Annotated in this window: 12 protein-coding genes; 1 reads left to right on the top strand and 11 read right to left on the bottom strand. The window is 39.0% G+C overall.

The annotated features are described in order from the left end of the window. Window positions 1–20: 20 nt before the first annotated feature. The 3 genes from HMPREF2542_RS01555 to HMPREF2542_RS01545 all read right to left on the bottom strand — a co-directional run bounded on the left by HMPREF2542_RS01555 (window position 21) and on the right by HMPREF2542_RS01545 (window position 3,076). Window positions 21–764 carry an amino acid ABC transporter ATP-binding protein gene (locus tag HMPREF2542_RS01555; protein ID WP_049476974.1) on the bottom strand — a complete coding sequence of 248 codons (744 nt, stop codon included), beginning with the start codon at window positions 762–764 and terminating at the stop codon, window positions 21–23. After that, on the bottom strand, window positions 764–1,573 hold the full coding sequence (locus tag HMPREF2542_RS01550; RefSeq protein WP_058670192.1) for an amino acid ABC transporter permease: 810 nt from the start codon (window positions 1,571–1,573) through the stop codon (window positions 764–766). Before HMPREF2542_RS01550 ends, HMPREF2542_RS01555 begins: the two co-directional genes overlap by 1 nt. A gap of 159 nt (window positions 1,574–1,732) precedes the next feature. Further along, on the bottom strand, window positions 1,733–3,076 hold the full coding sequence (locus tag HMPREF2542_RS01545; protein ID WP_049476976.1) for a DEAD/DEAH box helicase: 1,344 nt from the start codon (window positions 3,074–3,076) through the stop codon (window positions 1,733–1,735). A gap of 152 nt (window positions 3,077–3,228) precedes the next feature. On the opposite strand from HMPREF2542_RS01545, the gene pbp3 reads away from it, so the two are divergent. Further along, window positions 3,229–4,470 carry a D-alanyl-D-alanine carboxypeptidase PBP3 gene (gene pbp3, locus HMPREF2542_RS01540; protein WP_058670191.1) on the top strand — a complete coding sequence of 414 codons (1,242 nt, stop codon included), beginning with the start codon at window positions 3,229–3,231 and terminating at the stop codon, window positions 4,468–4,470. Window positions 4,471–4,559: 89 nt separating this feature from the next. Here the strand turns inward: pbp3 and sufU are convergent, their stop codons facing one another. The 8 genes from sufU to HMPREF2542_RS01500 all read right to left on the bottom strand — a co-directional run bounded on the left by sufU (window position 4,560) and on the right by HMPREF2542_RS01500 (window position 13,242). Next, window positions 4,560–5,009, bottom strand: coding sequence for a Fe-S cluster assembly sulfur transfer protein SufU (gene sufU, locus HMPREF2542_RS01535; protein ID WP_049476978.1), 450 nt, complete (start codon window positions 5,007–5,009; stop codon window positions 4,560–4,562). Beyond that, window positions 4,996–6,228 carry a cysteine desulfurase gene (locus tag HMPREF2542_RS01530; protein ID WP_049482260.1) on the bottom strand — a complete coding sequence of 411 codons (1,233 nt, stop codon included), beginning with the start codon at window positions 6,226–6,228 and terminating at the stop codon, window positions 4,996–4,998. The genes sufU and HMPREF2542_RS01530 overlap by 14 nt, the downstream gene beginning before the upstream one ends. Before the next feature lie 8 nt (window positions 6,229–6,236). Further along, a complete protein-coding gene (sufD, locus tag HMPREF2542_RS01525; protein ID WP_058670190.1) occupies window positions 6,237–7,505 on the bottom strand; it encodes a Fe-S cluster assembly protein SufD in 1,269 nt (422 codons plus the stop codon). A 39-nt stretch (window positions 7,506–7,544) separates the two neighbouring features. Then, entirely contained in the window at window positions 7,545–8,315 is a 771-nt protein-coding gene (gene sufC / locus HMPREF2542_RS01520) for a Fe-S cluster assembly ATPase SufC (protein ID WP_003070295.1), read from the bottom strand. Between the two features lie 92 nt (window positions 8,316–8,407). Next, window positions 8,408–9,574, bottom strand: coding sequence for a glycosyltransferase family 4 protein (locus HMPREF2542_RS01515; RefSeq protein ID WP_022524656.1), 1,167 nt, complete (start codon window positions 9,572–9,574; stop codon window positions 8,408–8,410). Beyond that, window positions 9,565–10,320: an adaptor protein MecA gene (mecA, locus tag HMPREF2542_RS01510; protein ID WP_058670189.1), complete on the bottom strand. Its 756-nt coding sequence runs from the start codon at window positions 10,318–10,320 to the stop codon at window positions 9,565–9,567. The genes HMPREF2542_RS01515 and mecA overlap by 10 nt, the downstream gene beginning before the upstream one ends. A gap of 123 nt (window positions 10,321–10,443) precedes the next feature. Continuing rightward, entirely contained in the window at window positions 10,444–11,286 is an 843-nt protein-coding gene (locus HMPREF2542_RS01505; protein WP_058670188.1) for an undecaprenyl-diphosphate phosphatase, read from the bottom strand. Window positions 11,287–11,352: 66 nt separating this feature from the next. Then, entirely contained in the window at window positions 11,353–13,242 is a 1,890-nt protein-coding gene (locus tag HMPREF2542_RS01500; protein ID WP_070484170.1) for a DUF2207 domain-containing protein, read from the bottom strand. Between the last annotated feature and the right edge of the window lie 97 nt (window positions 13,243–13,339).

Genomic DNA, 13,339 nt, shown 5'->3' with positions numbered 1-13,339 from the left:
TGGGCTTCTTTTTTATTATATCAAATATATGTCCGTTTGTAACTGGCAAAAAATTCTTTTGTGCGTTCTTCTTTAGGGTGGCTCATTATTTCTTCGGGAGTTCCCATTTCAATGATGTGTCCTTTATCCAAAAAGAGTACCTTGTCTGCCACTTGAGAGACAAAGGACATATCATGACTAACTAGAATCATGGTCTGACCAGCCTTGGCTGCATCTGCAATAGATTTTTCAACTTCTCCTACTAGTTCAGGATCCAGGGCAGATGTTGGCTCATCCAATAGTAACACATCTGGTTTCATCGCTAAAGCTCGTGCCAAAGCGACCCGTTGTTTTTGTCCACCTGACAGATGATGTGGATAGTGATTTTCACGATCCGACAGACTAACTTTTGCCAATTCTTCTTTGGCAAGATTCGTTGCTTCTTGGTCTGAGAATTTTTTTACAACCAACAAACCTTCTTTGACATTATCCAAAGCTGTCCGACGATTAAAAAGGTTAAACTGTTGAAATACCATCGCCAACTTTCGCCGCAAAGTTAGAATTTCTTCTTTACTAATCTTGGAAAAATCAACTGTAAAATCATCAATTGTAATCGTTCCGCTATCTGGTTGCTCTAAATAATTCAAACTGCGTAAGAAAGTAGATTTCCCTGCACCAGATGAGCCAATCAAAGCAACTACTTCACCTTTTTGAATCTCTAAGCTAAGATTGTTTAAAACTATTTGTCCAGAAAAGGATTTGCTGAGATTTGAAATACGAATCATTAACGAACATCTCCTTTCGTTCGTATTTGTGGATTGAGATTATCAGGCACTTCAATCACCATTTTCTTTTCGATAAACCGCCCAAATAGTTCAATCACAATATTCACGCCCCAATAGACAAAAGCTACCGAGATAAAGCGCTCGAAGTAGCGGTAATCTGCACCGCCCAAAATCTGCGCTTGAGCAAAAATTTCCACAACTCCAGCACTGAAAGCCAGAGAAGTACCTTTGGTCAGACCAATCAGAGAATTAATTAGTGTCGGTGTAGCAACGACTGCTGCATTTGGGATAATGATACGACGATAAACTTGCCTATTTGTCATGCCCAAACTACGAGCCGCTTCGATCTCTCCATAATCCACTGATAAAATCGCTGCTCGAATAGTTTCGCTGGCATAAGCTGCTTCATTAAAGGCAAAAGCTACAATTGCAAATAGATAAGCTGAAATAGCATTTATATTTAGACCCGTACCGAATCGCAAGTTGATTGCTTTCAGAAGCAAAGGAATCCCATAATACGTTAACATGAGCTGAACAAGCACAGGCGTCCCGCGCAGAAAGCTAACGAAAAAGGCTTGAAGAGGATACAAAATCTTCACACGATTGATTTTGACAATCGCAAAAATGAGAGCCAAAATCAAGCCAAAAAAAGCTCCTCCAAAAGTCAATAGCAAAGTTGTCGGTAATTTTTCGATAATTCTTGGCAGTCCGTCAAACACAGATCGCCAGCTAAAAAGCTGCCCGTCTGGAATTTTCTGAATCAATTCTTGATACCAATTAGACGCTAAAATCACTGTTGTAACAATCATTGTAACTTCTCTTTCTCAATAATGTCTAATTCTATCACAATTTTATAAATTCACCAATTATTTACTACGATAAAAATAGACTAGCAAGACTAGTCTATCACATTCGTTTTATAAAAAATAATTGTTTTTATTTATGAGAGTGATAAAGAAATTTTAAGACTAAAAGCTCTGACGTTTCGCTTTTCTTTCTGCACGACCGCGTGCTCGATTTTCAGCACGCCTGGTTTTTCGGCGTTTTTCATTGACAGCCCATTGAATTTTCTTTTTATAGCCCGGTTTGATTTTTTTCTTCTTCTTTTTAACCAAACCAATCATCTCTGTATCCAATTTTTCTTGGCGTTTTTCACGATTAGAACGACGATCTCGGTCATAAGTATCCTGAAACTCATCAGCTTTTATCATCTTAGGAATGAACTGAATCCCCAATTTCTCTAACTCGCGGATATCTGAATCATCACTTGGCTGATATAGGGTAATGGCAGTGCCTGGCAGCCCATTTCGTCCTGTCCGACCAACTCGGTGGATAAAGAAAGACAAATCTTGCGGAATCGCATCATTGATAACATGACTGACCCCTTCAATATCAATCCCTCTTGCTGCTAGATCGGTCGCCACAATATATTCAAATTCCAGATTTTTCACTTGATTCATAATCCGTTTGCGCTCTCGTGGAGGAACGTCTCCGTGAATTTTAGCGACCTTAAATCCTTGCGCTGTCAAATAACTGTGTAGCTCATCAGCTCGTGTTTTAGTATTAACAAAAATCATGGCTAGATAAGGCTGCAAAAGCTGAGTGATTTGGTAAATTTGCGCATTTTTATCCTGACCTTTAGTCGAAATCAGCCAGTTTTCAATCGTATCAGAGATGACTGTTTTGGTCTTGATCTGCTCTATGACAGGGTTTGATAGATATTTTTTTAAAAATGGCTGTAATTTTTGTGGAATCGTTGCTGAAAAGACTAAAAATTGCAATTCTTTTGGTAAACTGGACGCAATCTTATCCACTGTTTCTAAAAAGCCCATATCCAAGGTCATATCTGCTTCATCTACTACAAAGGTATTCGCCTTATGAATAGCCAAATCACCTGATTTCACCAAATCATAGATACGTCCCGGTGTTCCAATAACGATATGCGGCTGACTGAAAGCCAATTTCCCAATCTGACGATTTTTATCAGTCCCACCAACATAATGAGCCACTCGAATTTCCTTATCAGAGAAAGTAGCAATTTGGCGTGCAGCTTGATAAATCTGCGTGGCTAATTCACGACTGGGAGCTGTAATGACAGCCTGCACATTATCTGCATCCTCATTCATCTTTTGAAAAATCGGTAATAAAAAAGTGTGGGTTTTCCCTGAACCTGTTTTGGACTCTCCAACTAGATCTCGACCTGCAAGTACGATTGGAATCAATTTTCCCTGTACTTCTGTCGCCTCGACAAAGTTCAAATCTATTAATGCCTCTTGAATATAATCTTTAAACTTAAATTCTGTAAATTTCATGTTTTCCTCTATTCGTTACTTGTCCTACCTATTATACCAGAACTTACTTTAAAAATAAAAACGAATCATTTCTTTTGTCATTTCCCGCCCTTTTCTATGAAGCTCTCTCTTTTTATGATACAATAATGTTAAGTTCACAAAAAGGGATTACCATGAAAAAATTTATTATTACTCTTGTAACAACTCTCTTACTTATCTTAACTCCTACTGTCTGGGCCGATAATTTTGACGTAGGCGCCAAGCACGCTATTGCGGTTGATGCCACAACTGGAAAAATCTTGTATGAAAAAGATGCTGATCAGCCAGTTGAAGTTGCTTCTATTACTAAATTGCTAACAGCTTATTTGGTCTATGAAGCCATTCATCAAGGAAAGTTCACTCTACAAACCCCAGTGGATATTTCTGACTATCCTTATCAACTAACCGTTAATCCAGATGCCAGTAACGTTCCGTTGGAAGCAAGACGGTACACTATCGAAGAACTATTAGAAACTTCCTTAATAGCCAGTGCCAATAGCCCAGCGATTGCTTTGGCTGAGAAGGTCGCAGGTAGTGAGAAAAAATTTGTGGATTTGATGAAAGCTAAATTACAACAATGGGGAATCAAAAATGCCACTATTGTCAATGCTTCTGGACTTAAAAATTCTGTTTTAGGAGAAGAACATATTTATCCTGGTTCAAACAAAGATGATGAAAATAAATTGAGTGCTTATGATATTGCAATTGTTGCTCGTCGTTTAATTCTTGATTACCCAGAAGTTTTAGAAATTACCAAAAAAGCTACATCTAACTTTGCAGGTATGACGCTTACATCATCCAATCATATGCTTAAAGATATGCCGGCTTTTCGAGCTGGAGTGGATGGTCTAAAAACTGGTTCTTCTGATAAAGGAGGAACTTCCTTTGTCGGAACAATCCAGCAGAGAGGCATGCGTTTGATTACAGTCCTTCTCAATATCGATCATGCAGATAAAGATGAAAACGCCCGTTTCACAGCTACTTCTAGGTTTATGTCTTATATTTATCAGCAATTTACTGTCCAAACTCTTGTAAAAAAAGGTGAAGCCTATGATAAAAGTTCTGCTCGCATTATCAACGGTCAAAAAGATGAAGTCACTGCCGTTGCAAGTAAGAAACTCACTATTGTGCGGAGATACAATCATAAAAAACCTACTGTCCACTTTACAACCGATAAAAAAGGCTATCCTACGCCTTTAAAAAAGGGTGTCGTTATTGGAAAATTGACCTATACAGACAATGATTTGATTGGAAAAGGCTATCTTGACAAGAAACCACCGACTATTTCCATGCTTTCAGCAGAAAGAATAGAACGCCCCTTCTTCCTCAAATCTTGGTGGAATGAATTCGTCCAATATGTCAATGAAAAATTATAAAAAATCGCGATAATGTACCACACCCCAAAAGTTAGATTTTTTCTGTCTAACTTTTGGGGTGCGGTACATTTTTTATTTAACCTCAATTATTAATCTTTTTCAGACTTTCCAGCTTCTTCAATTGCCTTTTTAAGAGCATTCCAGCCTAAGGTTGAGCATTTAATACGCTGAGGAAATTTAGCAACACTAGCCAAAAAAGCTGCATCTCCCAATTCCGCTTGCTGCTTATCTTCTTTCCCTTGAACCATTTGAGAGAAAATCTCTGCCAACTTTAGTGCCTCATACTTCGTCTTCCCTAGGACTACATCAGTCATCATACTAGCTGATGCTGTAGAAATACTGCAACCAGAATTCACAAATGCAATATCCTCAATCACTCCTTGCTCATCAAACTGAACCGACAGACTGATGACATCTCCGCAGGTAGGATTATTGAGATTCACTTGCTCCACTCCATCCAAACGGCCTTGATGATGAGGGTGAGCTGAATGATCCGTCACAACTGCCTTATAAAGGCTATTTAGTTTAGAAAGTGCCATCGAAAAACTCCTTTGTTTTCTGCAAAGCTTCAACGAGCTTATCACAGTCTGCTTTGGTATTATACATATAAAAGCTAGCTCGAACAGTCGCTGCCACTCCTAGGTAACTCAGCAAGGGTTGAGCGCAGTGATGTCCGGCTCGTACAGCCACGCCTTCATAATCCAGTGCTGTTGCTACATCATGGGGGTGAAGACCAGCTAGATTAAAAGAAATAACACCTGACCGCTGAGCCAAATCCTCCGAACCATAAATGGTGAGACCCTCAACAGCTTGTAATTTGGGAAAGACATAAGCCAGTAATTCTTGCTCATATTGATGAACAGTTTCCATTCCGATCTTATCCAGATAATCAATAGCGGCAGCTAAACCAATAGCTCCAGCTATATTGGGCGTGCCTGCCTCAAACTTCCAAGGGAGCTCTTTCCATGTTGCTTTCTGCTCATAAACAAAATCAATCATTTCCCCGCCAAATTCTACCGGAGGCATTTGATTCAAGAGTTTCTCTTTTCCATAAAGCACACCGATACCCGTCGGACCTAGCATCTTGTGACCTGAAAAAGCAAAGAAATCAACATCCAAGTCTTGAACATCAATCTCCATGTGAGGTACAGATTGGGCTCCGTCCACTACCAAAAGAGCATCTGTCTGATGCACTAGCCCTGCTATTTCTTTTATAGGATTCACCACACCTAATACATTAGAAACGTGAGCCAAGGCAACAAACCGCGTCTTTTCAGTCAATTTTGACTGAAAGTCAGCAAGGTCTAACATGCCGTCTTTCAAATAAGCATAAACCAATCTGGCACCTGTTTTCTGACAGGCTTCTTGCCAAGGAATGATGTTGGAATGGTGTTCCATAACAGAAATCAGCACTTCATCTCCTGGCTGCAACACACTTTCAGCATAGTGCGCCACCCAATTGAGCCCAGTCGTCGCACCTCTCGTAAAGAGAACTTCTTTCGTTGAAGCAGCATGGATAAAAGAGCGCACTCGTTCCCGCGCAGCTTCATAAGCTGCCGTTGCCTGCTCAGCAAGCGTATGAACACCACGATGAACGTTGGCATTATCTTTTTCGTAATAATCCGTAATTGCCCCTAAAACCTGCCTTGGCTTTTGAGTCGTTGCTGCATTATCCAAATAAACCAGTGGCTCATCATTGACGATCTGATCTAAAATCGGAAAATCTTTCCAAAGGACTTCTACATCAAGTTTAGACATTTCTTTTCCTATCTTTTATTTTTAGCTAAAATTTCATCAATAGTTTCAATCATCTCAATACGGACTTCTTTGACTGGAATTTCAACGATAACAGAGCCTAAGAAACCACGCACGACTAACCGTTCTGCTGTTGCCTGATCTAGCCCTCGACTCATAAGATAGTACATATCTTCTGGATCTACCTGACCGATAGACGCCGCATGCCCTGCTGTCACATCATTTTCATCAATCAAAAGAATAGGATTAGCATCTGAACGTGCTTTGTCAGACAACATGAGCACTCGACTTTCCTGTTGCGCATCTGCTCCCTTGGCTCCCTTGATAATGTGGCCAATTCCGTTAAAAGTCAACGTTCCCTTTTCCAAAATCACTCCATGTTGGAGGATATTGCCGATCGAATTGCAGCCGTAATTGGTGACGCGACTGTCAATCCCCTGAATCTGCTTACCACGAGAGAGAGCCACCACTTTCATATCTGCATGACTTCCGCGCCCAAACAAATCACTGTCAAAATCAGCAATCACATTCCCTTCATTCATGACTCCAATCGCCCAATCAATCATAGAATCATCGTCCAACTTGCCCCGACGACTAATATAAGCGGTCACATTTTCTCCTAGTCGATCAATAGCTGAAAACTTAATCTGCGCTCCTGTTTGGGCAATGACTTCCACCGTGATATTTGCTGTCGCAGAAACACTGCTAGAACCATAAGTTTCCAACCGTTCTAAATAAGTCACTTTAGAATGTTTTCCTGCGATAATCAGAATATGCTTGTTAAATGGCACATCACTTTCACTATCTTGGTAAAAAATGCTTTCAATGGGCTGATTGATTTCAACATTATCCGGAATATATAGCACCGCTCCACTATTGAAATAAGCTGTATGGTAAGCTGCTAGCTTATCTTCGTCATATTTAACAGCAGACATAAAATGTTTCTCAATGATTTCTGGAATTTCCTCAAGAGCAGAATAAAAGTCTGTGAAGATGACACCCTGCTCCGCCAAGTCAGCCGGCAATTGCTCTAAAACAGTCTGCGTTCCGATCTGAACTAATTTCAAATGATTATCCAGTGCTGTAAAATCAGGTACATTTGCAAGAGATTCACTTTCTGAAAGCGTGCCGTCTCCCAAGTTCCAGCGGTGAAATTTCACGCGCTCAATGATTGGTAACTTCAACTCTTCTATTTTATCAAAAGCAGCTTGACGAAGATTCGCCAACCACTCAGGCTCCGCATGCATTTGTGAAAAATGTTTAATGGTTTCTTTTGTCATTTCATTCTCCTATCTTTTTCAAGCAAAAAGAAGGGGTAACTAAACTTCTTCTTGGTAATCAAAACCAAGTTCTTCAGCTAATTTGGCATAGCCTTCCTGCTCTAAACGAACAGCTAAGTCTGGGCCACCTGAGGCCACTATTCGCCCATCCATCATAACATGCACCACATCAGGCGTAATGTAATTCAACAAGCGTTGATAGTGCGTAATAATCATAGCTCCAAAATTTTCACCACGCATGGCATTGACACCCTTAGATACCACTTTCAGCGCATCAATATCTAATCCAGAGTCAATTTCATCCAGTAGCGCAAAAGTTGGCTCTAGCATCAACAATTGCAAGATTTCATTGCGTTTCTTTTCACCGCCAGAAAAGCCTTCATTCAGATAACGCTCGGCCATTTCCTCTTTCATATTCAGCAATTCCATCTTTTCGTCCAATTTCATGATAAAATCACGAACAGAGATTTTTTCGTCGTCTTCTTTACCTGCATTCATAGCTGCACGCAAAAATTCTGCATTGGTAATACCTGGAATTTCACTTGGGTACTGCATAGCAAGAAAAAGCCCCATACGAGCTCGTTCGTCCACATCCAGTTCTAAAACATTGACACCATCGAGCAGAACCTCCCCTTCGGTTACCTCGTAATTTGGATTTCCCATAATGGCGGCTGATAGAGTTGATTTACCTGTCCCATTTGGGCCCATAATGGCGGCTACTTCTCCTGTTTTAAGAGTCAGATTAACTCCTTTTAAAATTTCCTTTCCTTCGATTTCTACGTGGAGATCCTTGATTTCTAAGACAGACATGGTAAATTTTCCTTTCTTTGTAACCATAATATACCTTATAAGTATAGCAAAAAAAAGCCAAAAAGGCTTTTATTTTGTTTTAATTTAAGATTCTATTTCTTTCTTCTATTTCTGAATTTTGTACGAATTTCTTCTCGATAAGCAGAATTTCCAATGAACCGAAGAACATTAAGGAGTGGTGTCCGATTTTGACCCAAAACACCGATAAGTTCCGATAAAAGTTCCACTCCAAAGAGCAGACTAATCACTAATAGTACACCACCAATTCGACTTGAAACATTTAGCAAAAGAGAAATCATGGCAAAAATCATCGAAATGCCATAAATAACCAAGACTGTCCCACGATGAGTCAAGCCCAAAGAGAGCAGGCGATGATGAAGGTGACGCTTATCTGGCGTATAAAATTTTTGACCAGATAAAGTTCTACGCACAATCGCTAAAAATGTGTCTGTAATCGGCACACCCAGAATAATCATCGGAGTAATCACTGCGACGGCTGTCGCATTTTTCAAGCCTTGCAGTGACAAAACAGCAATCATAAAACCGATAAACAGTGCTCCCGTATCACCCAGATAAATAATAGCTGGGTGATAATTGTAAGGAAAAAATCCCGCGATAGACATGACCAGAACAAAAATAGTTAAGGTTAAAAACACATTGTGATCCGGCAAGAAAAAATAAGAAACGATCCCCATTGTTACCAGCGAAATAATCGATACACCACTCACTAATCCGTCTAACCCGTCAATCAAATTGACGGCATTGGTAATCGAAATAATCCAGATAACCGTCAAAATAAAAGATAACCAAGGGGCAAAGTGCAATAGTGGTCCGCCAAAAGGAATTTTAAAATGATTCAAACGGAAATCAGTCAATAACCAAATCAAACTGGCAGCCAACACAATTCCTGACATCTTTGCTAAAGGTTTCAACTCTTTCACATCATCAATAAGCCCCGTTAAAGCAATGATGCCGCCGCCTGAGACAACCGGCCAAATATAATCAAAATAACCCTTTCCATGAAAGGTCGCTTGCACAATCATCGGCATAAAAACAAGTGTAGCAACCGAGAAAGAAATGACAATCGCTAAACCTCCGCTGCTTGGCATTGGTTTTTTGTTGATTCTTCGAGCATTGGGATAATCAACCGCGCCTATCTTAAATGCCAATAGACGCACTAAAGGTGTGAGAATTACACCAATAAAAAAGGTTCCAAGCAACACCAAAATGAATTTTAAAGGGAAAGGAATCATGAGCATTTAACCTTTTGAAGACTAGCAACCGCCTCGTTGACAAGCAGTAAATAACCATGCTCTTGCAAAACAGCTCTTGTCACATCTGTGTCTTTTGCATGTTCACGCATAGAAGCCAAAAGCCAAGCTGGATAACGCTTAGGATGTCCTTCAATATCAACCAAGATTGTTAAATAATAGTAACCATCCATTTTGTACAACTCCGAAGTGTTAACAGCATAGTCTACTGTTTTAGAAAAGACAATCGCTTCTTTCAAGCTGGAAAATTTCAAGATATAATAGATATATTTTTGAGTAAGGTCGTCACTGTTTTCTTCTTGATCTTCTATGTCAGAAGTGCTCATATTATTTTCTGCTTCTGCCGTTTCCAAAGACCGAACAGCTTCAATATCGTCTTTGCTTTTCTCAAAAATATTTTTTTCTAATGTCTTTAAAAATTCATCTGGAGACATTTGAGACAGCTCTTCTACATCTGGTAAATCTGCCAAATCATCAAAGTTCAGATTCTTATCAATCTTAGACTTGGTGACAAAAACATCCAGTCGGTCTGGTTTAGGAGTTACACGAAAACTGAGCATACCGCTATCCAAAAAACTCTCTGGCATTTCCAACTCATCTAAAATTGCATAGAAAAACTCTTCTGTCTTTTCTTGCGGAACGAGAAAATCTGCCATCTCCATTCCACGTTCTTCTAAATCTTCTAATTTTATTGTGATCTTAATCGTTGTATCACTGATTTGCTTCATTTCCATCGCATTACCTCATACTTCTAGTCTTTTCATTATACTAAAATTTCGGGTTTTTTACAAAAAATAGACAACCTCATTTTCTTTTACCAATAAAAAACTCAACAAAAACTGTTGAGTTTTGAATACTTAAAAAATAGCTTTAAAGATTCCGTACACGATAAGCAAAACCCCGAGCCCGATACGATATTTCCCAAAGATCGTAAAGTCGTGCTTTTTCACATAATCCGTCAAGAAACGAATCACATAGAGACTGACCCCGAACGCAACGCCCATTGCTACAAGCAGCAAGAAGAATTGCCCAAATCCAAGTGTGTTTCCTTTGATAATAAATTTCAAAATCTTCCAACCACTGGCACCAAACATGACAGGAATTCCCAAAAAGAAAGTGAACTCTGTTACCACAGAACGACTGGTCCCATTCAAAAGCCCACCTACAATGGTTGCTCCTGAACGACTTGTTCCTGGGAAAAGCGACAATACTTGAAATAGCCCAATGTAAAGCGCTGTTTTATAAGGCAAGCGATCCAAATTGGTAATCGCAGGTTCCACACTTTTATTGCGTTTTTCTAACAAAATAAAGGCAACACCATAAATTATTAACATACAAGCGACAGAAATGAAGTTATAAAAATGTGCATCAAACCAATCATCCAAAGGTAAGCCAATAATGGCAGCCGGCGCAGCTGCAATCACCACTTTCGCCCATAATTGCCATGTTTTCTGCACTTCACGCGCTGTCTTTCCAGGTTTAAACGGATTTAATTTATCAAAATAAATCACGACAACCGCTAAAATCGCTCCTAATTGGATTACAACATTGAACATCTCCATAAAAGCAGCATTCTGATCTTTATATTTGAGAAATTCTTGCACTAAAATTAAGTGACCTGTACTCGAAATCGGCAACCACTCGGTAATTCCTTCTACAATCCCAAAGATAATGGACTTCAACATTTCAACGATAAACATTTTCTTCTCCTAAGATTGATTTGTTTTATTATAGCATAATTTCAAGCAAGAGAATAGGGCACTTTTTTAAAAAGCGCCTCCTCCGCCTCCTCCGCCACCACCAGAGAAGCCGCCACCGCTACTTCCACCTGATGAAACAGAGAAACTGCTAGCCGAATTAGCTGCTGCCCCATAGCCAACAAAAGCATGTGAGCTCTCATGAAAATCATACACCATATCCTGATAAACAAAAGCATTCATCGATGGATTGTCAATTGTGATTTTTCGTAGTTTCATCGTCTTGGTCACCTTATCTGCACAATTAAACATAGCAGCATAAACCAATAATCTGTTCCACAAAATCACTCCTTCCACTTCTGTATCCTTTAAATGAGCAATCTCATGCAGCATATTAGCAAAACTCTTCCAGTAATAATAGTTTTCTGTCCCTTCTTCATTTAAGACGCCATCACGCTTCACCATTTTGCATTTTCTCAAAAGGTAATACAGCATTCCGCCAGCAATGAAGAAGCTAACTACAAATTGATAAAATACGAGTCCATACTCCAAGAAAATCCAAGCTAAGATGCCAAGAGAAGCAAACACAATAAGATTCATAAGGAGCATTGAAAGATATAAACACAAGAGCTCCTTTTTAGCAACAGGGCGATAATTATTTGGTAATTGCTCACGCTCAATAATTTCATGTATATTTTCTGTAATAAGTTTTAAATAGCATTTTAATAGTTTTCTCACTCTGTTGCCTGCGCTACGAACCGCTTTCTCGCCACTATTATATATCTTATCGTCAATTTTAAAATCTGAAAACAAATTTTTTACAAGCAACTGCTTGTTGTTTCCCATAGCCATTTTTAAAAATTCTTTTTCAAAATCAGCTAAACCCTTATCTGTCAATCTTTGTAATTTTGGCTGTTTCGTATCATCTGTAAAAACAAGATTGCCTCGATCAATCAAATCTAATAAAGTAGCTTGAACAAGATTTTCAAATTTCAGAGATGTAGCTTGTCGCTCAGTCGGATCCAATTCTGTCAAATCTACTGAATAAACATTTGAAGCAATGACCATTGGTGGTAAATCTTGCGGTATTTCATACAAACGAGCATGCTTAGGAAACGTTACACGGAATTTTGTTCTAAGATGAAAAATAATGTAAAAAGCCAAACTAATTAGGCCAACCAATACCAAAGCAAGTGGTAAGTCCCAGTCTACTAATCTCTGGTATTTTTTTGTACTGGTGGCAACTTCCTTTTCAACTTGACGAAACTCTTGCAACCGATTGCGTTTTGTAACAGCTAAACTATTTTCAGGAACAGTTACTAGCGATCGATCCCAATATGCATGAAATTCTAAATTTCTATTTTTAGCAATACTAGCGACACGGATCAGATAGCTATCTCCCTCTCGTGTCACTTGAGCTGGCTTCATAAAATAACCCGTGTGAGCATACAATTCAGTCTGTTGTGAAGTAGCTGGAGGAGTAATCCGAAATTCTACATTATTTAATTTTTTATCCCAATCACTGATTGGAATCCAGTGTAATTCTACAATATCATTGTAGACAAACAACATATTCTTCAACTTCCAAGTAACCGTAATGGTTACACGGTCTCCTTTATTACCGGCATTATAAATTTTATATTTATAACCACCCGCAATGTATTCCTGAACAGCAGTAATATCCGTTTTTGGTTGTCCATTTCTTAAAGCTAGAATCGTCGGCTTTCCTTCCACATCAAAGCCCAGAGGAACTTTACCAGATGTCCCCAAAGTAATGATTTGTCCTCTGTAGCCGCTTGAGAAATGGTAATTGACTGTTTCAACAAATGTCGCTGTATTATCAGAATGAATCTGTAAATTGCCTTTATAGGATTCAATATCGTAACTCACTGCCAAAACTCGCTGGCTAATGAACAAACACGAGAAAAAAATCACTATACTCCAAAAGAACTTTTTCATCTGACAACCTCCTTTTACTGGTTAGATTTATTATACCATTTTTTCAAGTAAGGGTTTACCCAATATTGAAAAGCATTGCTTTTTTCGATATAATACA

The organism is Streptococcus sp. HMSC034B05, assembly GCF_001809055.1.
In the GTDB taxonomy this organism is placed as follows: domain Bacteria; phylum Bacillota; class Bacilli; order Lactobacillales; family Streptococcaceae; genus Streptococcus; species Streptococcus constellatus.
Note: the sequence above shows the minus strand (reverse complement) of the source record. Positions and strands in the feature narration are given on the sequence as shown.